This window comes from Cellulophaga algicola DSM 14237, assembly GCF_000186265.1.
Lineage (GTDB): Bacteria > Bacteroidota > Bacteroidia > Flavobacteriales > Flavobacteriaceae > Cellulophaga > Cellulophaga algicola.
Genome location: NC_014934.1, coordinates 4,029,328 through 4,054,246, shown reverse-complemented (window position 1 = coordinate 4,054,246; position 24,919 = coordinate 4,029,328). Strand labels below are relative to the sequence as shown.

Sequence of the window (24,919 nt, the reverse complement as noted above, 5' to 3'; positions counted from 1 at the left end):
ACTATGAAAAAGAGACTCGGGATCATATCATTTTTTGTAGTAATTTTCATAGCATTCATTGTTATTTGGAACTACAGCTACCAACAGGGGCTGGAAGAAGCCTATATGCCGGTTATTGAAACGCCTACAGGAAACTTTATCCCTTCAGAAAGTGGCGCTTTCAGACGATTTGATGATGCAGGTTTAGACTATTTAAATATGCCTGTTGATGAAAATCACCAACGGTCTCTGGATACTTATTATGATAATAGAGCCTATCCGGGAGCACCACCGAGTATTCCACACCCCGTAGCAAAAGAACGTAGTTTTGGAGGTAATACGTGTATCCAATGTCATAAGAATGGTGGCTTTGTAGAAAAATTTGATGCCTATGCGCCTATTACTCCACATCCAGAAATGGTAAACTGTCGTCAATGCCATGTTACTAAAAATACAGCTACTACGTTTAAAGGGTTTTCCTTTTCAAAACCAGAACCACCAAAAGTGGGCGTAGGTGCAAACAATGCTTTATTAGGGAGTCCGCCAATGATACCACACCAACTTCAAATGCGAGAAAATTGTATTTCTTGTCATGGAGGACCAAGTGCTCCTAAAGAAATAAGGGTGTCTCATCCAGAACGGATAAACTGCAGACAATGCCATTTACCAAAAAATAATATTCAGCCAAATGTTGATACCAGTACATTTCTGAGACAATTCGATCAACTAAATGAAAAATAGAACGCTCATATATTACGTAGTAGTACTTCTAGGAGTATCCTTATTCTCTTGTAAAGAAGAAGGAGAATATCATTCTATATCTGACAAAATAGAAGGAGAAAGTAAACCGTATCACGGTCCCCTTTCTTCTGAAGAACTATTAGCAGGTACAGCGTTAATTAAAATTACTGAAGGAGAGTTTACCTTCCTAATTCCGGAACGAAAAGGACAGATAAAATCTTTTGCCTGCATAGAATGTCACAGCAAACCTGTTTCACAAATGATGGGCGCAGATGCAAAAAAAGCGCACTGGGATATTAAGTTAAACCATGCGAATAGTGATGCTATGAACTGTGCAACCTGCCATAATGGAGCCGATATGAATAACTTAAATACCCTTACAGGTAAAAATATAGATTTCAATCTAAGCTACAAACTCTGTGCACAATGTCACTCAAGCCAATTTGAGGACTGGAAAGGTGGTGCACATGGTAAAAAAGTAGCCGGCTGGGCTCCTCCAAGAGCATCAAATACGTGTGTTAATTGTCACAATCCACACCGTCCTAGTTTTGAAAAAAGATGGCCTGTACAATTTAATACACAAACGGCTATAGAACGCAAAGAAGGTTTAGATCACTAAAAATAAAGGTATGAGCGATAATAAAAAATGGTACTCTCTAGACCTAGGTCTAAACAATAAAAAAGAAGCTTCGGGTTCTTGTGGTTGCGGTAAATCTGAAGGAAGCTGTAGTAGCACTCCTAAGGAACAAGTAGAAGAAGAATTAAGTGCTGATGAATTTTACGAAGCAGCAATCAATGCATCTATAGGCGAAGAAAGACACAAAGATGGCTTTGACCAGGTCTTTGATGTAAAAATGGATAGAAGAAGCGCTTTTAGAAAATTAACAGCTAGTCTTCTTATTGGTGCAGGAGCCGTAAGTACTTCGTGCAGTGTAACTACAGGAGATGATAGTAAAGAAAAAGCTCAAATTGATTGGGAAGAACAGTTTAAAGGAAACTATAAACTAATGACCGATGATGAGAAAAAAGGGACTATAGACAGACTTATGCGTTCTTATGAATTAAGAACCGATAAACGTATAAATATGACCGCAGAAAATGCGGCAGAAGATGTGCTCTTTGGGTATGCATTCAACATCTCAAAATGCCAAGGGTATATGAATTGCGTAAGTGCCTGTGTAGAAGAGAATAACCAAGATAGAAACTCCGAAATGCAATACATCCGAATTCACGAAATGAAAGACGGAGAAGGCTTTAAGTTTGACAAAGCAGATGACAATTATTACCATGAAGTGCCTGCAGAAGGTCACTTTTATATGGGTACACAATGTTTTCATTGTGATAACCCACCTTGTGTAGAGGTGTGCCCAGTACAAGCCACTTGGAAAGAAGAAGATGGTCTTGTCGTTATTGATTATGACTGGTGTGTTGGTTGTCGCTATTGTATGGCCGCTTGCCCATATGATGGTAGAAGATTTAATTGGAGTAAACCTGAAGTACCCGAAAAAGAAGTAAACAAAAACCAACATTACTTAGGAAACAGAATGCGTAAAAAAGGGGTCATGGAAAAATGTACTTTCTGTGTGCAACGTACCCGGAAAGGAAAAAACCCAGCCTGTGTAGAAGCTTGTCCAACTGGAGCTAGAATTTTTGGAAACCTATTAGACCCAAACAGCACCATACGATGGGTACTAGAAAATAAAAAAGTGTTTAGACTAAAAGAAGATTTAGGTACAGAACCTAAGTTCTGGTACTTTATGGACTAACTAAAAACACTGTTTTAATAAAAAAAGACCTATAAATCGCAACGCTTAGAATCGTAGTTAATTCTTGGCTAATTGATTTAAAACAATATACAATGGGAACATTTAAAGTATTTAAAAGCTTAGTAATCGATAGTTTAGATACGATTACCAAAGGATCTAAAAAGTATCATCTTTGGATGGGATTCTTAACACTCGTGATGCTCATAGGTATGTATTGCTATTCCATTCAATTAGAGGAGGGACTTAGTGCTACAGGTATGTCTGACCGGGTTAGTTGGGGGCTCTATATCTCTAACTTTACTTTTTTGGTGGGGGTTGCCGCAGCTGCCGTCATGTTAGTGATGCCAACCTATGTCTTAAAAGATATCGATTTTAAACAAGCGGTATTAATTGGAGAAGGACTTGCCGTGGCCGCTTTAATCATGTGTTTAGCCTTTGTTGTTGCAGATATGGGTGGACCTTCTGTTTTATGGCATATGATTCCCGGAATAGGTGTTTTTAACTTTCCCAACTCCATGCTAACTTGGGATGTTATTGTTTTAAATGGTTATCTTTTTATAAATATCAGCATTCCATTTTATATCCTTTTTAAACATTATCAAAACAAGGAAGCTAAGAAAAGTGTATATGTACCAGGCGCTGTTCTATCCGTATTTTGGGCTGTAGGTATACACTTAGTGACTGCTTTTTTATATCAAGGATTACAAGCACGCCCTTTTTGGAATAATGCACTCTTAGGTCCTCGCTTCCTGGCATCTGCTTTTGCAGCAGGACCTGCACTTATCATTTTAGTTTTAGCCATCATTCGTTCCTTTACAGCATTCAAAATAGAAGATAAAACAATCAAAAAAATTGCGATGATTGTAACCGTGGCTGCTCAAATAAATTTGATTATGCTTGTTTCTGAGTTATTTAAAGAGTTTTATGCACCCACACATCATAGCGAAAGTGCCTATTACCTATTCTTTGGTTTACACGGTAAAACGGCATTATTGCCTTGGATATGGACGGCTATTCCTATAAATGTACTTGCCACCATAATGCTTACGTTCAATAAACTTAGAAACAATCTTAAAATATTATACCTCTGTTGTGGAATGCTATTTGTCGCCATATGGATCGAAAAAGGTTTTGGGTTAATTGTTCCTGGCTTTATTCCTGGACCCTACGGTAAAATAGTAGAATACCTGCCTTCTGGAATAGAAATAGGCGTAACTATTGGTATCTGGGCAATGGGAGCCTTTGTATTTACTATCCTTGCTAAAACGGCGATTGGGATTGAATTGGGAGAGTTAAGGTTTAAGGACAAAAACTCCACAACCTCCTAATCTATGATGTCTCTAAACGAGTCAGTACACACCAAACTATATTAATCAAATACATCCAAATTCATATAGGGGTATTAAATGCAGTGTTCATAGCGTATTTATAATACTTAACACAGAAAGGTAGATCTCCCTAATTTTTTATTAAAACACAATGCTATTGGGTTAATCTAACATGGAGTAAAGCACATATCTTTAATTAAAAAAGTAGATATTTGTCGCTTCAAATGAAAAAGAAACAAAAACGAATTCTAAAGCGAATACTTAGAGTTTTTGCTGTACTCCTGCTATTTTTTATATGTAGTATACTATTTATAAGAAGTCCGTGGGGGCAAGATATCATCGTTACCAAGGTCGTAAATTACGCAGCAGAGAAAACCAATACGAAAATAGGTATAGACCGACTTTTCGTAACCTTTTCTGGAAATATCTTTTTAGAAGGACTTTACTTAGAGGACACAAAAGGAGATACCTTAATTTACTCCAAAACTTTAGAGGCTAACCTTCCTTTAGCTCCTATCATTTTTGGAAATGGCATAACGTTAAAATCTTTAGAATGGCAAGGTGTAAAAGCAAACATTAGCAGAAAAGAGGGGGTTGAAGAATTCAATTTTGATTTTTTAATTCAAGCATTTGCCACACAAGATACCGTTAAGACTGTTCAAGAAAGTAAACCCTTAGACCTTACTATTGGTTCCATTTCTCTTTCTGAATTTGATATTAAATACAATGATGGTTTTTTAGGTTTAGAAAGTGATATCCGACTAGGAAAACTTTACTTAGCGTTAGAAGAATTTGATTTAGAAAACATGGATTTTGATGTTGATAATTTCGAATTAAATAATACAACTATTACCTACAAACAGACTAAAGAATTTCCTGTAACAGAAGAAACAACAGACACTCAACTTCCACATGTATCCATAAGGAAATTTAAGCTTGAGCATGTAACTACGAGATATAATTCTATTCCAGACCAGATAGTCGCTAAGGCTGAAATTGGTGATTTTGAATTGAGTTTAGAAAAGCTAGATTTAGAAAGTAATATATTTGATGTCAATTACTTATCGTTAAACAATTCAACAATTTATTTAAAACAAGAAGAGCTTCAATTAAGTAGCGAAAATACAGACCAACTTGTAAATAAAACCACTAATTTTGAATGGCCTGAATATATGGTTCGGGTAAATGAAATTGATTTTGAAAAGAATAATATCACCTATATTTCTGGAAAACAAAAACCCCTTGCAGGAACATTTAATCCTGCTGCATTAGCTATTTCTAACCTACGCCTAAAAGCTAATGATCTATTTTATGATAATGGTAAAACGAAGCTATCCTTAGAAGCTTTTTCATTTTATGAAAAGAGTGGTTTTCAATTAAAAGATTTAAGTTTTGATGCAAAATTATATGATACTGCTGCAGTCATTTCTAAATTAAAGCTACAAACAAATTATAGTACAATATTTGGTGCTGCAGCACTTAAATTTACTTCTATTGAAGATCTGATAGCTGCTCCAGAAAAGGCTAGTTTAAACCTTACGCTTCCCAAAATTACGTTAGATCTTAAAGATGCTTTTATCTTTCAACCAGCGTTAACCCATAACGAATACTTGAAAAAAATAGCGCTCAAACCTTTTACAGGAAACATAAATGCATCAGGTACTTTAAAAGAAATAGACCTCTCTAATATAAAACTAAACTGGGGAGAAAACACACAACTTGTTGCAAAAGGAAAGCTTTACGATAGTATGCAGCCCGATATATTATCTTTCGATTTTAATACCATTCAAGCCTCCACTAATAGAAAAGATATCCTTGCTTTTGTTTCCGAAAGCGATTTAGGAATCTCTATCCCTAACACCATAAAACTAAATGCTGTAGTTAGCGGAAGTCCTGATAATCTCAAAGGAAATTTAGAGCTAAAGATACCGGAAGGCACTGCTACAGTTACTGGAAAGTATAGTACGAAAGACCAAATAGCATTTGAAGGAAAATTAAAAGTAGACAGCCTCCGTTTAGATAAACTCCTTAAAAATGAACAGCTGGGTGCACTTTCAATGACCATGAATCTTTCGGGTAATGGAAATAGCATCAACAGTTTAAATGCCTATCTAGAGACTGATTTTACACAATTAGAATTTAATACTTATGATTTCTCAAACCTTAAGCTCGATGGCAAAATTGTAAATGGGAATGGAGATCTCAACCTGAATTTCAAGGATGAAAATTTAAATCTTCAAGCAAATACTAAATTAAAATTAGACAGTATTGCCTCTGTTGTAAAACTAAATTTAAATATTATAGGAGCTGATTTGTATGCATTAGGTATCACCAATGAAAATATTAAAATGGCAACTGAGATAAATTCAGAATTTAAAGGCTCTATAGAAGCTTTTAAACTAAACACCACCATTAATGAGACCATTGCTGTATTTAATGATGAACCTTACAGAATGGGAGATTTATTGGTAAAGACTCAAATTGATTCTTTAACGACTAATGTAGTAGTTACCAGTAATTTTTTTAACGGAAGTATAAAAGCGAACAGTTCAATCGAGAAGGTAAGTTCTGCTTTAAACGAACAGATTACTAGTTACTTTTCTGATAGTTTGGCTGTAAAAACAAAGCTAAACCCTATAGTTTTAAGCATGGATTTTAAACTTAGCCCTACTCCTATTCTTACCGATGTTTTTTTTAGGGATATTGAAAAATTAGATACTATCTCCATAAAGGCTAATTTTAATGCTGTTACTAAAAAGCTATATGCATCACTGCTGGTTCCTTCTGCTGTTTACAGTGGGAGTTCAATAGACAGCTTAAATGTTTTGATACATGGAGATGCTAAAGATTTAAATTTTACGGCTGGTTTTAACGAACTATCATCAGACCCTATATTTATAAAGAAAACAATATTTAAAGGTGAATTAAAAAACAGTGCTATGCAATTGGATTTCACCTCCTATGATGAAGACCAAAAGCTATTGCATATTGGTTCAGAAGTCTCTCTTTCAAAAGATATTACGACATTTAGAATTCTTCCTTCAGAATTAATTTTCAATAAAAAACAATGGACAATTCCAGAAGATAACAGCATTAAATTTAGTGAAAACAGATTAGAATTTAACCATGTAAAGCTCACAAGAAACTCACAAGAGCTCCGTATTTCCAATGCTATAAAAGGCACTCAAAAAGAGCACATAGGTATTGTATTTAGCGATTTTAAGCTTCAAACTTTTCTAAGTTATCTAAACCCAGATGAAGCTTTGGCCTCTGGCCTTGTTGAGGGTAGTCTAATTATTGAAGAACCCTTTGGCGCTACAGGTATTATTGCTGATTTTAAAATCAATCAGCTAAAAGCTCTTCAAAGCCCATTAGGAAATCTAGTTTTAAAAGCTAACGCTACTGGCAATGCTCAATATAATTTTGATATGGCTTTAAAAGATGGAGGTATCGATTTTAATTTAATAGGAGATTATACCGCAGCTAAAACTGGGGCAAATCTTAATTTAAATTTAGACTTGAATAGGTTAGATTTAAAAGTGATCGAAGCTTTTTCTGAAGGTGCTTTCACCAACACATCTGGTGCTATTTCTGGAAACGTAAAAGTTAATGGAACAACAACAAACCCGATATACACCGGAGATTTTTCTTTTAATAAAGCAGAATTTAAAGTGGCACAATTAAATGCACTATTTAAAATAAACAACGAAAAGCTCAAGGTAAACAACGAAGGTATTTATTTTAACAATTTTGCGATACAAGACAGCAATAGCAATTCATTTGCCATAAATGGTGCTATAAAAACTTCAGAACTTACGAATCCTGTATTCGATTTACAGTTAAAAGCGGATACTTTTCAAGTAATGAATTCCACAAAAGAAGATAATGACCTCTTTTACGGAAAGGCTTTTATGAATGCTGATATTACCGTAAAAGGAGACTTAAATCTACCTGTCGTGTCTGGAGTATTTAAAGTCGATAAAGGCACAGACATAACATACATAGTTCCGGAATCACAATTGGACATTGAAGAAAGAGATGGTGTTGTAATTTTTGTAAATCAAGAAAACCCTGATGCCATACTAACCAGAAAAGATGAAGAAGAACCCTCTTCTATATTAAAAGGATACAAAGTAAATACCATAATTGAAATTGATAACGATGCTGTTTTCAATGTTATCATTGATAAAAAAACAGGCGATAATCTTCAGATTTCTGGAGAAGCCAATTTAAATTTTGGCATGAACACTACAGGTGCCATGAGTTTATCTGGTAGGTATGAATTAAAGAGTGGGCATTATGAAACAATCTTGTACAATGTCGTAAAACGAAAATTTACTATTAAACGTGGAAGTACAATTACATGGACAGGCAGTCCAACGGATGCTAATCTCGATATCACTGCAATATACAATGTTGAGGCATCAGCCAGTCCCTTAATGGCAAGCCTTACCTCTAGTGAAGATTCTAGCATTTCAAGCAAATACCAACAAGTACTTTCGTTTCTGGTATATTTAAATGTTGATGGAGAAATTTTAACCCCAGAGATTTCTTTTGAATTAGACATGCCAGAAGAAGAGCAAAGTTCCCTCAGTGGCGCTGTTTATGAACAAGTGCAACAACTAAATGACCAAGAGTCAGAATTGAACAAACAGGTATTCTCATTACTAACATTAAATCGTTTTTTCCCTAGTTCAGGTAGTGATGGTAGTAGTGGTGGTACTGCAACAATCGCTAGAAATAATGTAAGCAAAGTACTTTCTGATCAGTTAAATACATTTTCAGATAAGCTATTGGGTAAGTCTGGTTTTGAATTAGGTTTTGACTTCGATAGCTATACAGATTATGAAGGTGATAGTCCAGAAGATAGAACGCAATTAAACATCAATGCTCAGAAAAAACTATTCAATGATCGGTTAATTGTTAGTGCAGGTAGCACAGTAGATGTTGAAGGTAGTGCGCAAACAAATGAAGAGGAAACCCCTATAATTGGCAATGTAAGCCTTGAATATTTATTATCAGAAGATGGTAGGTACCGTTTAAAAGGCTTTCGTAAAAATGAATATGAAAACGTAATTGATGGACAGCTAATTATCACGGGCGTAGCATTAATTTTCAATAGAGAGTTTAATAGTTTTAGCGAATTATTCAATCCTATTAAGAAAGAGGAAAAAGATAAAAAGGACCGTAAAGAAAAGGACAAAGTAGACAACTAGTTTTAACAAGATTAAAATCATAACATACAACTCATAGAAATTGAAAAATCATTTTAAATACAGCTATATTATTGGTCTTGCAATTGTACTCATTTGTTACTCTTGCGGTGTTTCTAAATATTTACCAGAGGGAGAGGTGCTATATACAGGCTCAGAAATAAACCTGCAAGCGCAAGAAGATACGTTGAATACTAAAAAAATAAAAGAAGAGTTATTAACGCTATTGCCAACTTCACCTAATTCTAAATTTTTAGGAATGAGATTGGGTCTTTACTATCATTTTAAGGCACAAAAAGATAAGCCTGGTTTTATAAACAAATGGTTGAACAAAAAAATTGGAGAAGAACCTGTTTATTTATCCGACGTAAATACCCAACGCGTAGAAGAGCTAATGCGCAACCGTTTAGATAATAGAGGCTTTTTTTACAATAAGGTAAGTTCAGAAATAAAAACAACACCCAAGTATGGAAGTGTTACGTATTCCGCAAATTTACCCCAACCGTATCGCTTAGAAAACTTTAATATTCAGAAGGACTCGCTTCCAATTTATAAGGAGATAGAAAAAATACTTACAGATACCCCAATTAAAGCAGGTACTAGGTTTGATTTAGCGGTGTTAAAATATGAACGAGAACGTATAGATCATCAATTAAAACAACGTGGATATTACAATTTTAATTCAGATTTTTTAATTTTTGAAGCGGATACAAACCACTATAAAACTCCAAAATTTGATCTTCTCCTACGTCTAAAGAAAAATACCCCACAAAAATCTATCATTCCTTACACTATTGATTCTATTACTGTTTACCCTAAATATTCTATTGAAGACACCTCTACGATAAAGGAGACAACCGTTGTGAATGGTATAAAATTTATTCAAGAAAATGAGTTTTTTAAAACAAAGCGCCTTAAACCTTATATTCTATTTGAAAAAGGGCAAAAATACAACGCAAATACAGCAAAACTTACCAGTAACAGGCTATCATCCATAGGAAGTTATAAATATGTAAACATTCAATTTAAAGAAAAGGATACCACTGCAAATACAGATGACGCCGGATCATTAGATATGGATATTTATCTATCGCCATTAACAAAAAGGTCTGCACGGATTGAGCTTCAAGCTTTAACAAAATCAAATGGATTTACAGGTCCAGGATTAGCTATATCGCATAGCAATAGAAATGTTTTTAAAGGCGGTGAGACCTTAAGTATCACAGGAAATTTCTCTTACGAAATGCAACTTACAGGAAGTGATAACAACAGTAGTATTGGTGGTGGTTTAACTGCAGATTTAATCATACCAAGATTGGTGCCCTTTTCCCCTAGCCTATTTAAAGATAATGTTCCGAAAACAAAAATTAGCCTTGGTGTAGAGTTTTTAAGCCGAACAGATTTGTACACCTTAACATCGTTCACAAGTTCCTTTGGTTATTTATGGAATGAAAACAAATACGTTTATCACGAGTTAACACCCATAAGCATTAACTATGTAAATTTAGCCAATACCACAGAGGAGTTTGAAGAAATTTTGGATGAAAATCCTTATTTAGAAAATAGTTTTGAGCAACAATTTATTGCAGGTCTCAATTACAAATTCACGTATAATGAATTAGCCAATGAAGAAAAAACAAATCCAATATTTTTAGAAACTAATTTTGACATTGCAGGAAATACGTTAAACCTTTTAAGTGGAGGAAAAGAAACTGCTTTTGGACTAGATTATGCTCAATATGCAAAAATGGATGTTGATGTTCGCTATTACCATCGTTGGGAAAATGAAAACACGTTTATAGCTAGAGCTTATGCCGGAATTGGAGTACCTTACGGAAATTCCACTACACTACCCTACGCGAAGCAGTTTTTCTCAGGAGGTGCATATAGTGTTAGAGCATTTCAAATTCGTTCACTAGGTCCTGGAACATTCTATTCTGAAGATGATGATACTACCTCTTACTATGACCAGTCTGGTAATTTAAAGTTTGAAGCCAATCTTGAATACAGATTTCCTATTTTTTCTTATGTAAAAGGTGCCATTTTTGCTGATGCTGGAAACGTTTGGTTAACCTATGATGTAGAAACATCAGATGATGATAGCGAAGATGATATAGCCTTTATAGAAGAACTAAATAGCAAAGGGAAATTTAGCAATAACTGGATCAAAGAATTAGGTGTAGGCGTGGGGTTTGGATTAAGAGTAGATATCCAAAGTTTTGTTATTCGATTAGATTTAGCTTCTCCAATACGCGTGCCATATTATGAGGAAGGAGAACGAAGCAGGATTCCTTTTTTTGATGGTGGAGACAATAACTTAATGTTTAATTTTGCTATCGGATATCCTTTTTAAAATTACGAGTACATAAACCTAATTTATTTTAGAAATTAAAAATAAAGAAACTATGCAATCCTTAACTGTTTTTAAATTTGATGAAAATTCTGATATTTCTACGTGGTCTGTCATAGATGATGTTGTAATGGGAGGGAAATCTTCAGGTAAATTTTATCAAAATAAAGAAGGTAAAGGTATTTTTGATGGTCATGTTTCATTAGAGGATAATGGCGGTTTTTCATCTTTAAGATATCAATTTGAGGCCCTTGACACTTCTTCATATTCAAAAATTACAATAACAATTAAAGGCGATGGAAAAAGCTATAAGTTGAGATTTAAAACTAAACAATCTGATAGTCATTCGTATATAACTCATTTTAACACCTCAAAAAAATGGGAAACCCTATCCTTTTCTTTAGCTGAGATGACACCAATTTTTAGAGGTCGTAAATTAGACCTTCCTAATTATAAAGACAACACTATAGAAGAAATTGCTTTTATAATTGGCAATAAAAAAGAAGAAGATTTTATGTTAGAATTAGGTGCTATAATTTTGGAATAGCGTATCGCTACACTGCAAAACTTAGATAGTAATATAAATTAAGTAGAAATAAAAGTGTCCATAATACGGTTCTCACCCAGTTTTTATGCACTAAAGAAACAAGCAGTTCACTAGAGATTTTTCCATTTGATATTTTTGTATGAATAGGTACAAATTGAAAAAAAGTAGCGCACCAAAGAGCAACAATAAGTAATAGACGTAAAATAGTATATAAATTAGCTACAGATACCACTTCGTAAATAGACAGAATAAGCTGAAGCACTATTAATGGAACAACGATAAAACTAAAGCGCGCGGTATATTTATTATGCCAAACGATAAGATTTTCCGCACTGTAATAACTAAAACTTGGATACACAATACATTGTATCATCCAAATTAAAACAACCAATCCAAAATCTATTAAAAGCCCAATAATTGCTAGAGACATTACAACTGCTTAATTATTTTTGAGCTTAGTGGTTTCGTTATCGAAAAATAATAATCTATAAATTGACCTGTATCATCTACAAGGTATTTTTGGAAATTCCATTTTACACTAGAACTCTTTTTACCGTTTAATGATTTATGGGTGAGCCATTCATAAAGAGGATGCTGCTTAGCCCCTTTCACTGCTATCTTTTCTGTGAGTAAAAAAGTAACTCCAAAATTTAGTGAACAAAATTCCTGAATTTGTGATGCAGCACCAGGTTCTTGTTTTCCAAACTGATTGCAAGGAGACCCAATAACAACTAACTTATCTTTATAGGTATCACTCAAGGTTTGCAAATCTTCATATTGTTTTGTAAAGCCGCATTCTGAGGCTACATTAACAAAAAGTATTTTTTTCCCTTTGAACTTTTTCAAAGAAATAGGTGTTCCATTTATGGCATTAATTGCTATATCATAAATAGAACGCTTTTGCAATTCATTAGAATTTGTCGGTGTTACTTTTGCTTTATCCGTTAACTTCATGATCTATTTTTAAGTGGTTACTAACTATTACACTTTTAGAATCGTACTATTTATGTTATACCCTTAATAAATAGAGGTACTACTTATTTTAAGGAATATGCAGTTCCTTAAGCTTTTAATTTTATCCTTTCCGTTGAATTATAAATAGTTTTAAATAGGATAAAAAATTAAAATGATACGCAATCCTACTTCAAAAATACTAATTTTGTTTATTATTACTTTTAAATTATTAAACAAAATTTAGCATGGCACAACAGGAGCATAAAATACATATTATCGGTGCAGGTATTAGTGGCTTAATTGCCGCTCAAGTACTTGAACAAAATGGCTTCTCTCCTGTTATTATTGAAGCTACAGGTAGTATTGGAGGAAGAATAAAAACAGATATTGTCCAAGGTTATCAATTAGATCATGGTTTTCAAGTACTCTTAACTGCCTACCCTGCTGCTCAAAAATATCTAGATTTTAAAGCCTTAGATTTACAAAAATTTTTACCCGGTGCTGCTATTTTTAAAAACGGTCAACAGCTAGTGATTGGTGACCCAATTAGAAATATTTCTTTACTTTTCCCCACTTTACTTTCTGGAATAGGTCTATTTTCTGATAAATTATTGATATTAAAATTAAACCGGTTATTAAAACAAAAATCGGTTTTAGAGATATTTTCAGAGAAAGAACAAACAACATTATCGTATTTAAAAGAATTTGGTTTTTCTAATGAAATGATTACCGACTTTTTCTCTCCTTTTTTCAGTGGTATTTTTTTAGAAAACAAGTTAACTACTTCTAGTAGAATGTTCAATTTTATTTATAAAATGTTTGGAGAAGGCTATGCAGCCTTGCCAAAATCTGGGATTGCAGCTATACCAAAACAACTCTCAGAGAAATTAATACGTACAACAATTCAATTTAACACAAAAGTAAGTGCCGTTAAAGACAAGCAAATAGATCTTGCCGATGGTACAGAATTAGCAAGTGATTTTATTATTGTTGCAACAGAAGCAAGTCATTTGATTTCTAGATTGAAGAATCAGAAAACGGAATGGAAATCTTGCTATACACTATATTTTGAAGTAGAAAAAAGAACTATTCGTACACCTTTAATCGGACTTGTACCTAATAAAGAAAGTGTAGTAAATAACATTTTCTATCATACCAGTTTAAATACGGCAACAACAGCTACTAAAGAGTTGCTTTCGGTAACAGTTATAGATCATAAAAACCTATCTGAAGAAGCACTTATTAAACGAGTGCAAATAGAACTCAAAGAACAGTGTGCTATAGAAGGTACACGTTTTATAAAACTGTACCATATACCAACGGCACTACCTAATTTAGATCACTTACGTTATGAAATGAGTCCGTCTGAAACGCGATTAACATCAGGCATTTTTCTGGCGGGAGACACGCAACTTAATGGTTCTTTAAATGCTGCCATCATTAGTGGAGAAAGAGCAGCACTGGCTGTTATAGAAACAATTTCTGGCACAGTGTTATCCTAAATTAGGATCCAAAATATACCTAGTTACTCTATTAAATAATTAGGATGCATTTCTAAGTATACAGCTACTAAAAAATAAGGTTTAAACAAAACAAATGGTGCTTTGCATTCCTGTTTGGCTATTGACCATTTAGGAGTACATAAGCACCATTTGAATCCAGGTTTTAAATCTGGAATTTATAAAGATTAGGAATCAATTTCAAAATATTTTATAAAACCTATTACTTTTAAGTGGCTAAGAAACTAAGAATATAAATTCTTTATTTTTTTTTCGTTAGCGCTAAAAATATAGTTCTAAACACCCTTAAAAAAGGATAAATAGAATAGATTAAAAAAAAATTGATTAAATATCATCCTACAAAATATTAAATTCCTGAATCAGGTTTTCCTTTTAATCTAATTTCAATCTTTTTTTTCTTAATAGTTAACCTTTTCATTACCTCCATTAAATCTTCATCTTTTGTTTCTTTATATTGCTCATTAATAGCTAAAATCAGTCGTTTTGCTTCTCTTGAAGCTACTACTCTATCACTAGTTGACATATGACTCATTTTGGCTTTTTCAAAGATTGTCGCTTCTTCTAAAATATCCATAGTTTTTTTTTGTTTAGACAAAAATAAATATAATTAAACAAAAGGAATTACACAACTAAATGATAATGATTCTTCCATTTTTAAGGTGTATTTTATGAATTCTTTAAGAATTTTCAATTTTTACTTTTATCTGGTTCAATATTTGTTCATTTATTTCTAAATCGGCCAACACCTTCTCATAGGAGTTTTCAAGCTCTTTTTTGCACGTATTAAAGGTCTCTTTATAATAAAAAACGCCTTCTTTTAAATTTTTAACAAAAACCAGTAAATATTTTTTTTGTTTAAGATCTATTAAATTTCCTGTCTCTTTTAACTTCTTTTCTAAGAACGTAATATAAATAGTTAGTTCTTTTATAAATAAATTAGGACGATCTGTTCTTTCTATAACATTTGATTGTCCATAAATATGCCCAATAATTTCTTTTAACCCCATAATCTTTGAAAAATAAGCCAAATTGGGTCCTGGACATATTGAAACTCCGCTCCCTTCTGTTTTTGTGTCCAGATTATATTTTAATAAGGCAGAAGTTCCTAGACCAACACAAGTACAAGATTTTTCAGTGATTTTATCATATTCTTTTTGGTACATTTCTGGGTTCAGATTTTCTTTATCTAAATCCTTAATTCTTAAGTGCTGATATTGGCGAGAAGCCGTACAAATACCTTTTTCTGTAAATTCTTTATTTAAGGCTACAAATTTTTTGGGGCAAGAACTCCCTGGTCTATCTTTCGCAATTAAAGCTCTCTTTTCTTCATCTTTAGTATTACTTTTAAGGCTATGAAAAGGGATCCCTAATGGGGAAATATCACTCAAATACAGCTCATCTTCTTTAGCTTTCACCATTTTATTTAAAGTTTCGTCATCTACAGTTGTAGCCTCTGGAACCAATAAAAAAGGAGTACCCCATCCAATAGAATCTACCTTATAATGTCTTAGCAGAAACTCATGCTCTTCGGCTGTCCCTACACCTCCTTGAGCCGTAAATTTAACAGGTAATATAGATTCTGGAATGTAACGATCTTTAAGGCTTAATGCTTTTTTAAAAATGTTACTTGTCTCCGTTAAAAAATCCTCTCTTTGGTCTCTAAATTGGGCTAAAATAGGGCCTAACAAATATCCGTCTGTTGCAAAGGCATGTCCGCCACAATTAAGTCCAGATTCTATTCTATATTCTGATACCCATAATCCTTTTTTTGCTAAAAACTTACCTTGAATCAAAGCAGATCTATAATCACTTACTTTTAATACTATTTTCTTTTTTAATACGCCTTCCTTATCAGGATAAAAATCTTCAAATTCTTCTAAATAACTATAAAGTCTAGGATTCATTCCGGCAGAGAAAATCACGGACGATTTTAAATCACTTTGAGCAAATCCTCTGAGTGCAGCGTGCGCATCATTATAAATAGTAGGTAATTTTTCTTTTTTAGTGAAATTTTCTTTATCCACTTTAGTCATAATATTTACATCTATACTCCCCATGCATAAAGTCTCTTCTAAAAAATCCTTCAATTCATTCACCGTACAACACTTAGTTGTTAAGTTATTAAACTGTTGTTTAAGCGTAGAAGTATCTGGCAAAAAGTCAAAATATTCTTTTAAACTCTCGCTAGCTCCATCGGTTATATTTTTGAGTTCTGTAAATTTTTTCTCAGCAATACTCTTCACTAAATTTAAATAAGAAGTAATCCTTTTGGCTCTAAAATCCTCAGAATCTTCTGTTATTTCTATATAAGATTGGTCAAATATGTTGGCATACATTTTTCTTAATTTTTCTAATAAAATATCGTCTACTAAGGAAATAGCAGAATCAATGCCAAGGTGCGAAACTTTTAATGGAGTATCTATAGTAAAACCTATCCCCATTACAGGAATATGAAAAGAATGTGCTTTCATAACAATGTTTTTAATAATTTCTGATAGAATAATTTAGATCAAAACTGGCGCTATTATTAGCTATAGAATATGATTTTTATCATTTTTTAATACTTTGTAATTAGCGTAGCACTCTACTTTCTTAGCTCTTTTACTTGATTTACCTTTAATTAATTTCCATAAAACAAGTAGAATTGTTTGTTAACAGCGCCAAACAGTTAACAACCAACTATGTCATAGACATCGTTTTTAATGACATTTATACTAATTATTAATTCACAATTATAAGAATAGCGCATCCTTTTATTTTTCTATTTAAAAAACATCTGGTCTCCTAAAGAATAAAGCAGCCTATAAATAGGTATTAAATCCTATATTTATACAATAGCTGAATAAATGTTCGTTATAAAAATAACATGCTTCTATTTTAAGCTTATTGCTAATATTAAATTATGAAAAAACATTCTATTCTTATTTTGTTCTTAATCTTCTCTAGAATTGCCCTTGCACAAGGGATTCCAATACTTAAGACCACCGATGACACCAGTAAACCTATTCAATTAAGCGATCTCCATATTAATGTTTTTGTCATCGATAATATTGCTACCACCACATTAGAGATGCGATTTTACAATGCTAATAACCGCGTAATGGAGGGTGAATTAAATTTTCCATTAGGTAACGGAATAACAATTTCTCGTTTTGCATTAGATGTAAATGGAGAAATGAGAGAAGGTGTTGTTGTTGATAAAGAGACTGCCACCCAAGCCTTTGAAGCGGTAACACGTAGAAACGTTGACCCAGGACTTGCAGAAGTTACTACTGGTAATAATTTTAAAGCTAGAGTTTACCCAATACCTGCAAAAGGGTATAAAAAAGCGATCATAGCCTTTGAACATGAAATTAAAGGAGATGCTGCTAATTATATTTACCAACTGCCTTTACATATAAAAAACGCATTAGAAACCTTTTCTGTGAAGGTTGAAGTCGTTTTAAACAAACCAAAGATTCTAAAGAGCAACGACCCACAAATTAATTTAAAATTTACAGAAGCTCGTAACTCCTATATTAGTACCTATAAAGAAGAAAATAAAACATTGGAAAGTAATCTAAGCTTTGCTATTCCAAAACCTAAAAAGGTGTCTAAAGTAATTACCTATAAGGGGTCTGTTACTTCAGATAATTATTTTTATACCCATCTTGATATAACACCTGAACAACGCAAAAAGAAAACTCCAAAAAAAACAACTGTGGTTTGGGATGTTTCTTCTTCAGTACAAAATAGAGATTTAGAGAAAGAAGTTGCCATTCTTCAAGGATATTTTGATTGGATGAAACAAGGCAAGGTAACGCTAGTTACTTTTTCCAATACCATACATTCCTCTAAAACATATGATCTAACAAATGGAAAAAATGAAAAGCTTATTAGCGATTTAAAAGCAGAACATTATGATGGTGGCACTGCTATAAATGCAATAGATTTTTCAACATTTAAAACCGAAGAAATTCTATTATTTTCAGATGGAGTTTCTAATTTCGGTGAAAAAAATAAAAACAATTTTGAATCGCCTATTATTGCCGTTAACACTTCTAATATAGCAAACCACAGTTTATTAGCATATATGGCTGTTTGTTCAAATGGTACCTACATTAATGCTTTCGAATCCGCTACAGATCAAGCCATTGATAAGGCTACCCACGAACAAAAGCAGTTTATTAGAGCCGAATTTGACACCAACAAGATAAAAGAAATATTCCCGAATAATAGAGAAAAAATAACCGACAATTTCAGTATGTCTGGCAAAATTGAAGGTGATAAAGCAGAATTAACTTTGCATTTTGGTTTTGGAGGTGAAATTACGGAAACAAAGCGTATACTTATTGATAATGCCGAAGCATTAGATCATAATTTAGGAGAACGTATTTGGGCGCAGAAAAAGTTAAAAACATTACTCGTAGATCAAAATGTGGCTGCTATAAAGTCACACGGAAAAAAATTCAACCTAGTTACTCCAAATACGTCTTTAATTGTTTTAGACGATGTAGCAGATTATGTACGCTATGAAATTGTTCCCCCTGCTTCATTACAAGAGGAATATTTTAAGCGCATTGCTATGAAAAATGAGCAAAAAAAAGATATCAAAAAGCATAGAATTTTAAGTTTATGTAGCACCTTTAGTGAAGATTACAATTGGTGGAAGAATCCACCAATTCAAAAATCGGTACCTAAGAGACCAAACGTAAATGATGTAAATATTGAACCAGTAGAAATGGTTTCAAGAGATGAAATTTCAGACGCTCCACAAGCTAATATGGAAATGGAAATGGCGATGGATGAAGTTGCTTCTGAAAGTAAGTCTAGTGAGAAAAGATCTAAAAAGAAGGAAAACAAGCCTAAAATAACAATTGCAACATGGGACAGTAAAGCTCCTTATATCAATACTTTGAAATCTGTTGCAAAAGAAAATGTCTATACTACATATTTAGAGCTAAAGGACGAAAATGGTACAAACCCATCTTTCTACTTTGATGTAGCTACCTATATGTTTCAAAACAACCAAAGGAAAGAAGGCTTACGTGTAATTTCTAATCTTGCAGAATTAGAATTAGAAAATACAGAATTACTGCGCACCTTAGGTAGAAAACTTTTTGAATTTAAGTTCTTTACCGAAGCATTAGCTGTATTTAAAGAAGTTCTAGACACAAGATCCTTTGAACCACATTCTTATATAGATTTAGGACTTACTTATGCCGAATTAGGAGAAAATCAGGAAGCGATTAATAACTTATACCGTGTCATAGATAAAGAATGGGATGCAGATATTATGTCTCGATTTAATGGTATAGAATTAATCACCCTTCATGATATCAACAATATTATTTTCAAACATAAGGAAAAATTAGACGTCTCTTTTATAAACCCATGTTTTCTAAAACATATGCCTGTAGATGTTAGAATTGTTATTGACTGGGATGCTAATGAAACAGATATTGATTTATGGATTACAGATCCTAATAAAGAAAAGTGTAGTTATAGCAACAAGAATACGCGCTTAGGCGGGAGAATATCTTATGATATTACTCAAGGATATGGCCCTGAAGAGTTTAGACTTAAGGATGCTATAGATGGTGCATATGGTATAGATGTTAATTTTTATGGTACAAGAAAACAAACTGCATTGGGCAATGTCACCGTAAGAGCCTTAGTATATACTAACTTCGGAACAAAAGATGAGCAAAAAGAAGTCTTGACCCTTCAACTAGAACCTGCTAAGAGTGGTGATTTTAATATAGGAACAATTGAATTTAAGAAGTAAAATTCGCTGTAGTATCACACAAAACAGCGTAACTAATAGTATAATTTTATAAAAAAATAATTAGCAAATACACATAATATGACGAATCAGGAGGTAGCAAAAAAAATGTTAGATAAATCATTTTTCAAGAAATCGACGGGTGCAGGAAAAGGACTTTTAGGATTTATTGATCCTTCATTTAAGCGATATACCGCATCAGAAAATCATAAAGTAGTGCCTCAAGTATTATTAAAATATTACGAACCTGAATCGGAAGGTACAGATTCAGGATTTGGAGAATATGGCATATTTGCTTGTATTTTAAATAAAAAGGGAGAACAAGAATTAGCGGGTATTAAAGCACAACTTCAAGAAAAAGGCTTATTAGACGACATAGGTAACATAAGATATGAAAGTCAGGACCTTCGTGGATGTTGTTTAGTAGATGGTTTTAATCGTGAGACTGTAGAAGAAGGAGAGTTATTAATAAGACAACATTCTACGGATAATGTTTATGTTTATGTATTGACGAATGATACCGGTAAAAAGTTAGAAAAAGTTAGCCAAGCAGTAGCATGTATGCACCCAAAATTAGCACGTAATGTATATTCTATAAACTATAAAATTGATTAAGTATTAAAACATGAAAAATGGGTAAGATACTAATTAATAATAGTAGCGAAATTGCTGAAAATTCATATAGACGGGAATAAATTTGGGATCTTTAAGAAAGGGATTTAAGAATTTGAAGTAGAAACAGGTCTTCATACAGTTTGTGCTAAAGCATCATGATATATAAGCCAAACATTAGAATTAAATATAGCTGATGATCAAGAGCTTACGCTAGAGTTAATTTCTTTTAAATAGGAAAGCATCTTTAAAATAGTGATGTTCGGGCTTGTATTAATTTTCTTCTTGACAAAAAGCTTGATTTTTTTAATTTTAGCTATCATCATTCTTATATACCCTATGTATTATGTAACCTTCGGAAAGGGTTTAGTACTTAGAATTAACGAGAAAAAATAGTTAAGCTACTAAAAAGGACCTAAAAAAATAACCGCTTTAAAGAAGGGGTTATTTTTTTTAGATCCGTATTCTGAAAAGTACTTTTTACTCTTACAATTTATTTTCAATCCCAATTCATTTTCTGTAATCGTACGGCGTTCAAAATAGCTAAAAGTGCAACTCCTACATCTGCAAATACAGCTTCCCACATTGTTGCCATCCCTCCTGCACCTAAAATAAGCACCACAAGTTTTACTCCAAATGCTAAAGCTATATTCTGCCAAATAATTCGTCGTGTGGCACGGCCAATTTTTATAGCACGAGTGATTTTTGAAGGCTGATCATTTTGAATGATAATAGCTGCTGTTTCAATAGCTACATCACTACCTAATCCTCCCATGGCGATACCCACATCACTAGCTGCTAAAACGGGTGCATCATTAATCCCATCCCCTATAAATGCAACCCTATTTTCTGGGTTCTCTTTCAATTTTTCTACTTCTTTAAGCTTATCTTCAGGTAATAAGTCTCCCTTAGCCCAATCTATCTTTAAGTCTTTTGCTATTTGTTGCGTAATAGCATCTTTATCCCCAGAAAGCATAATAATCTTAGTAATTCCAGCGGCTCTAAGTTCATGTATTGTTTGATGTGCATCTTCTTTAAGCTCATCGGATATCGTTACATACCCCGAAAAATTTGCATCAATACTCACCATAATCACCGATGAAATAATGACTTCAGTTTCTAGAGGCACTTCAATTGCATTTAAAATCATCAATGCTTTATTCCCTACTAAAACCGTTTTTCCATTAACCGTTCCTTTCAAGCCTTTCCCAGCAATTTCTGATACATTGGTTGCCTTGTACTTATCGCCCTCTATATTATATTCCATTAAGGCTTTGGCAATTGGGTGCGTAGATTGTTCCTCAATAGCCAATACATATTTCATAAAATCACTGGTAGGCAAAACGGACTTATTTTCAATCTCTTGAATTTTAAAAACTCCTTTAGTTACAGTGCCAGTCTTATCCATTACCACTGTATTCACCTTCGTTATTTTATCTAAAAAGGAAGCCCCTTTAAACAAAATTCCATTTCTAGAAGCAGCTCCTAATCCGCCAAAATAACCGAGTGGAATTGAAATTACCAAAGCACAAGGACAAGAAATTACTAAAAATATAAGCGCGCGATATAACCAATCTCTAAAAATATAATCTGCGACAAAAAAATAAGGTAGCACTGTTAAGCCAATGGCTAGAAAAACAACAATTGGCGTATAAATACGAGCAAATTTCCGAATAAATAATTCTGTTTTAGATTTACGTGCTGTTGCATGCTGTACCATTTCTAATATCCTAGCAATTGAACTATCTTTAAACTCCTTGGTCGTTTCAATCTCAATAACACCCTCTAAGTTAATACTTCCCGCATATACTTTAGCTCCTGAAACTATGGAATCTGGTTTACTTTCTCCTGTAATTGCTGCTGTATTCATACTTGCTTTTTCAGATTTTAAAATCCCATCAAGTGGAATTTTTTCACCCACACGTACCTGTACAATACTACCAACAACTACTGTTTCTGGAGGAACGGCAACAAACATATTATTTCTGAATACAAGTGCTTCTTTAGGACTTACATCTAATAACGCTTTAATGTTTCCTTTGGCTCTTTTCACAGCTGCATCTTGAAATAATTCTCCCACAGCATAAAAAAGCATTACCGTTACTCCTTCTGGATATTCTCCAATAGCAAAAGCACCAATGGTGGCAATAGTCATTAAAAGAAACTCCGTAAAAAAATCTCCATTTTTTATACTTTTCCAGCCTTCTTTAATTACCGGCCATCCTACTGGTATATACGCAATAATATACCAAGAAATCCGAATCCACTTTGTGAAAAATGGCTCTTTTAAATAGTCTAACACAATACCTAATACAAGTATGGTAAAACTAAATATTGCCGGTAGATAGGTTATTATATTTGAGGAACCATTTGCACTACCATGGGTATGACCATGATGATCCTCATGATGATGATCTCCTTGATGCTTATCTATTTTTAGATCTTTTAAGTTTTTCTTTTTTTTCATACTATAAATATCATACTTAATACAATGCAACTATAGTGCAATTATAAGGTGGTACACCTTTCACAAATTCCTTTGATTACCAAATTTACATCTTCAGCAACATACCCATTTGGTAATTGAATATGTGGAATTTTATACTCAGTTAAACAAACAGTTTCATTACAGCTCCTACAATGAAAATGAAGGTGTAAATCCTGATCTAATTCACACTTACAATCTACTTCACATAAAGCATATTTTGACACCCCTGTTCCATCTTCTATTTGATGTACAAGGGCTTTCTCTACAAACGTTTTTAAGGTTCTATATACCGTTGTACGCTCTGCTTTATCAAAATCGCTTTCAATATCTGATAATGCTACGGCTACTTTTTGTTTCTCTAAAAAATTATAAATAAGGATTCGCATCGCTGTGGGACGAATTCCTTTTTCACTAAGTACCTGTTCCACTCCTATCATAATACTAATTCTAATGACTGTGTTCTGCTGTTCCTTTTTTCATTTCTGCCATCAAATAATAAGCATTATTCATTGCATATTTAATAGTAGAAGCATTTGGCTCTAAAAAACTAATGCCATACCAATCTCCATCTTTCTCTCCTAATACAACTTCAATAGGAACAAAACTCCAATCCTCGCCCTCCTTAACTGCACTAAAAACATAAGCCTTTTCTCCATCAATAGAAATAGCACTTTCAGGAAATGCAATACCCATGACCGCATCTGTTTGAATACGTCCTTGAATATACATTCCGGGAATTAGGTTCCCTTCCTTGTTCTCTATCTCTGCATGAACATGTAATGCTTTTGGGTTTTGTTCAAAAGTTTTACTGATGGAATAAATTTCTGCTACAAGTTTCTTTCCTGGAATAGCGTGCACGTTAAAGTTTATTTTTTGTCCTTTTGCTATTTTATAAACATCCTTTTCAAAAACCATGAGATCTGCATGCACATGGTGTGTATCTACAATTTCCATCAAATCTGTTTGTGGATCTACATACTGCCCTGTTTTTATAGAAACTTTTTCTACATACCCTTCAATAGGACTTCTCAATGCTACTCGCTGATATATAGTTCCTTTTCTAACCCCTGCTGCAGGTATATTTAATTGTTGCAACTGCGCTTCAAATCCATTTACTAAAGCAAGAGATGCATTATATTCTGCCTCTGCTCTTTGAAAATTTGCACCACTACCCACTCCCGCATCATATAATTTCTTTTGTCGTTCAAATGATTTTTCTAGAAACTGACTATTACTAAAAGCATTTAAATACATTGTTTGTTTTTCTATAATATTAGGATGTGATAAATAGGCAACCGTTTGCCCTTTAGCTACTTTATCGCCTTCTATAACTTCAATAGAAACAATATTAGCTCCAATTACGGAAGTAATCATCGCTTCATTTTGTGGAGGAACTTCTAATTGACCATTCGCTTCTACATACCCGCTCATGCTCCGTTTAGTCAACGTATCAATCTTCATTTGTAAGGCTTCATATTGTCTTGCTGATAGCATCACTTCTTGCCCTTCCGTATGCACAGTTTCCTTTTTACTTTCATTAGATATTGCACCCGATTCTTTTTTTTCTGAAATTGTACTCGTTTGATCTTTACAGGCAAAAACACTTAAGACAAGTATCCATAAACCTATCCATTTATAATTGTTATAATTTTTCATT

The 24,919-nt window shown here is 33.2% G+C and carries 17 protein-coding genes; 10 read left to right on the top strand and 7 right to left on the bottom strand.

The features are described from left to right. The first annotated feature begins 3 nt into the window (after nucleotides 1-3). The 7 genes from CELAL_RS17690 to CELAL_RS17660 all read left to right on the top strand — a co-directional run bounded on the left by CELAL_RS17690 (nucleotide 4) and on the right by CELAL_RS17660 (nucleotide 11,924). Complete coding sequence (locus CELAL_RS17690) at nucleotides 4-720, top strand: cytochrome c (RefSeq protein WP_013552259.1); 717 nt, start codon at nucleotides 4-6, stop codon at nucleotides 718-720. Next, nucleotides 710-1,339, top strand: coding sequence for a cytochrome c3 family protein (locus CELAL_RS17685; protein ID WP_013552258.1), 630 nt, complete (start codon nucleotides 710-712; stop codon nucleotides 1,337-1,339). The genes CELAL_RS17690 and CELAL_RS17685 overlap by 11 nt, the downstream gene beginning before the upstream one ends. A 10-nt stretch (nucleotides 1,340-1,349) precedes the next feature. Then, a complete protein-coding gene (locus CELAL_RS17680; RefSeq protein WP_013552257.1) occupies nucleotides 1,350-2,486 on the top strand; it encodes a 4Fe-4S dicluster domain-containing protein in 1,137 nt (378 codons plus the stop codon). 92 nt (nucleotides 2,487-2,578) lie between these two features. Then, nucleotides 2,579-3,814 (top strand): sulfate reduction electron transfer complex DsrMKJOP subunit DsrP, encoded by a 1,236-nt coding sequence (gene dsrP, locus CELAL_RS17675; RefSeq protein WP_013552256.1) that lies wholly within the window; start codon nucleotides 2,579-2,581, stop codon nucleotides 3,812-3,814. Between the two features lie 224 nt (nucleotides 3,815-4,038). Then, on the top strand, nucleotides 4,039-9,030 hold the full coding sequence (locus CELAL_RS17670; protein WP_041557795.1) for a translocation/assembly module TamB domain-containing protein: 4,992 nt from the start codon (nucleotides 4,039-4,041) through the stop codon (nucleotides 9,028-9,030). Nucleotides 9,031-9,070: 40 nt separating this feature from the next. Next, the gene (gene tamL, locus CELAL_RS17665) at nucleotides 9,071-11,380 is read left to right on the top strand and encodes a translocation and assembly module lipoprotein TamL (RefSeq protein ID WP_013552254.1); all 2,310 of its coding nucleotides are present in this window, start codon (nucleotides 9,071-9,073) and stop codon (nucleotides 11,378-11,380) included. Between the two features lie 52 nt (nucleotides 11,381-11,432). Next, nucleotides 11,433-11,924 (top strand): CIA30 family protein, encoded by a 492-nt coding sequence (locus tag CELAL_RS17660; protein WP_013552253.1) that lies wholly within the window; start codon nucleotides 11,433-11,435, stop codon nucleotides 11,922-11,924. Between the two features lie 7 nt (nucleotides 11,925-11,931). Here the strand turns inward: CELAL_RS17660 and CELAL_RS17655 are convergent, their stop codons facing one another. Next, a complete protein-coding gene (locus CELAL_RS17655) occupies nucleotides 11,932-12,354 on the bottom strand; it encodes a hypothetical protein (RefSeq protein WP_013552252.1) in 423 nt (140 codons plus the stop codon). Beyond that, entirely contained in the window at nucleotides 12,354-12,878 is a 525-nt protein-coding gene (locus CELAL_RS17650; RefSeq protein WP_013552251.1) for a glutathione peroxidase, read from the bottom strand. Before CELAL_RS17650 ends, CELAL_RS17655 begins: the two co-directional genes overlap by 1 nt. Before the next feature lie 245 nt (nucleotides 12,879-13,123). Here CELAL_RS17650 and CELAL_RS17645 point away from each other — a divergent pair, with 245 nt between their 5' ends. Continuing rightward, nucleotides 13,124-14,380, top strand: a complete 1,257-nt coding sequence (locus CELAL_RS17645; protein WP_013552250.1) for an NAD(P)/FAD-dependent oxidoreductase — start codon at nucleotides 13,124-13,126, stop codon at nucleotides 14,378-14,380. A 364-nt stretch (nucleotides 14,381-14,744) separates the two neighbouring features. Here CELAL_RS17645 and CELAL_RS17640 read toward each other — a convergent pair whose 3' ends face one another. Both CELAL_RS17640 and CELAL_RS17635 read right to left on the bottom strand, forming a co-directional pair. Further along, nucleotides 14,745-14,972 carry a hypothetical protein gene (locus tag CELAL_RS17640; RefSeq protein WP_013552249.1) on the bottom strand — a complete coding sequence of 76 codons (228 nt, stop codon included), beginning with the start codon at nucleotides 14,970-14,972 and terminating at the stop codon, nucleotides 14,745-14,747. A gap of 103 nt (nucleotides 14,973-15,075) precedes the next feature. Continuing rightward, a complete protein-coding gene (locus tag CELAL_RS17635; RefSeq protein ID WP_013552248.1) occupies nucleotides 15,076-16,869 on the bottom strand; it encodes a hypothetical protein in 1,794 nt (597 codons plus the stop codon). Nucleotides 16,870-17,300: 431 nt separating this feature from the next. Here CELAL_RS17635 and CELAL_RS21645 point away from each other — a divergent pair, with 431 nt between their 5' ends. Further along, nucleotides 17,301-20,165 carry a VIT domain-containing protein gene (locus CELAL_RS21645; RefSeq protein WP_013552247.1) on the top strand — a complete coding sequence of 955 codons (2,865 nt, stop codon included), beginning with the start codon at nucleotides 17,301-17,303 and terminating at the stop codon, nucleotides 20,163-20,165. A 78-nt stretch (nucleotides 20,166-20,243) separates the two neighbouring features. Continuing rightward, a complete protein-coding gene (locus tag CELAL_RS17625; protein WP_013552246.1) occupies nucleotides 20,244-20,777 on the top strand; it encodes a hypothetical protein in 534 nt (177 codons plus the stop codon). A gap of 496 nt (nucleotides 20,778-21,273) precedes the next feature. Here CELAL_RS17625 and CELAL_RS17620 read toward each other — a convergent pair whose 3' ends face one another. From CELAL_RS17620 to CELAL_RS17610, 3 genes are read right to left on the bottom strand one after another with little or no spacing between them, the layout of a single operon-like run. Continuing rightward, a complete protein-coding gene (locus CELAL_RS17620; protein ID WP_041557794.1) occupies nucleotides 21,274-23,241 on the bottom strand; it encodes a heavy metal translocating P-type ATPase in 1,968 nt (655 codons plus the stop codon). Nucleotides 23,242-23,282: 41 nt separating this feature from the next. Next, nucleotides 23,283-23,699 (bottom strand): Fur family transcriptional regulator, encoded by a 417-nt coding sequence (locus CELAL_RS17615; protein ID WP_013552244.1) that lies wholly within the window; start codon nucleotides 23,697-23,699, stop codon nucleotides 23,283-23,285. Between the two features lie 10 nt (nucleotides 23,700-23,709). Beyond that, entirely contained in the window at nucleotides 23,710-24,918 is a 1,209-nt protein-coding gene (locus CELAL_RS17610) for an efflux RND transporter periplasmic adaptor subunit (RefSeq protein WP_013552243.1), read from the bottom strand. Between the last annotated feature and the right edge of the window lies 1 nt (nucleotide 24,919).

Coding starts and splice junctions, on each gene's coding strand:
- CELAL_RS17690 (WP_013552259.1), top strand. CDS start 4: ATGAAAAAGAGACTCGGGATCATATCATTTTTTGTAGTAATTTTCATA.
- CELAL_RS17685 (WP_013552258.1), top strand. CDS start 710: ATGAAAAATAGAACGCTCATATATTACGTAGTAGTACTTCTAGGAGTA.
- CELAL_RS17680 (WP_013552257.1), top strand. CDS start 1,350: ATGAGCGATAATAAAAAATGGTACTCTCTAGACCTAGGTCTAAACAAT.
- dsrP (WP_013552256.1), top strand. CDS start 2,579: ATGGGAACATTTAAAGTATTTAAAAGCTTAGTAATCGATAGTTTAGAT.
- CELAL_RS17670 (WP_041557795.1), top strand. CDS start 4,039: ATGAAAAAGAAACAAAAACGAATTCTAAAGCGAATACTTAGAGTTTTT.
- CELAL_RS17660 (WP_013552253.1), top strand. CDS start 11,433: ATGCAATCCTTAACTGTTTTTAAATTTGATGAAAATTCTGATATTTCT.
- CELAL_RS17655 (WP_013552252.1), bottom strand. CDS start 12,354: ATGTCTCTAGCAATTATTGGGCTTTTAATAGATTTTGGATTGGTTGTT.
- CELAL_RS17650 (WP_013552251.1), bottom strand. CDS start 12,878: ATGAAGTTAACGGATAAAGCAAAAGTAACACCGACAAATTCTAATGAA.
- CELAL_RS17645 (WP_013552250.1), top strand. CDS start 13,124: ATGGCACAACAGGAGCATAAAATACATATTATCGGTGCAGGTATTAGT.
- CELAL_RS17640 (WP_013552249.1), bottom strand. CDS start 14,972: ATGGATATTTTAGAAGAAGCGACAATCTTTGAAAAAGCCAAAATGAGT.
- CELAL_RS17635 (WP_013552248.1), bottom strand. CDS start 16,869: ATGAAAGCACATTCTTTTCATATTCCTGTAATGGGGATAGGTTTTACT.
- CELAL_RS21645 (WP_013552247.1), top strand. CDS start 17,301: ATGAAAAAACATTCTATTCTTATTTTGTTCTTAATCTTCTCTAGAATT.
- CELAL_RS17625 (WP_013552246.1), top strand. CDS start 20,244: ATGACGAATCAGGAGGTAGCAAAAAAAATGTTAGATAAATCATTTTTC.
- CELAL_RS17620 (WP_041557794.1), bottom strand. CDS start 23,241: ATGAAAAAAAAGAAAAACTTAAAAGATCTAAAAATAGATAAGCATCAA.
- CELAL_RS17615 (WP_013552244.1), bottom strand. CDS start 23,699: ATGATAGGAGTGGAACAGGTACTTAGTGAAAAAGGAATTCGTCCCACA.
- CELAL_RS17610 (WP_013552243.1), bottom strand. CDS start 24,918: ATGAAAAATTATAACAATTATAAATGGATAGGTTTATGGATACTTGTC.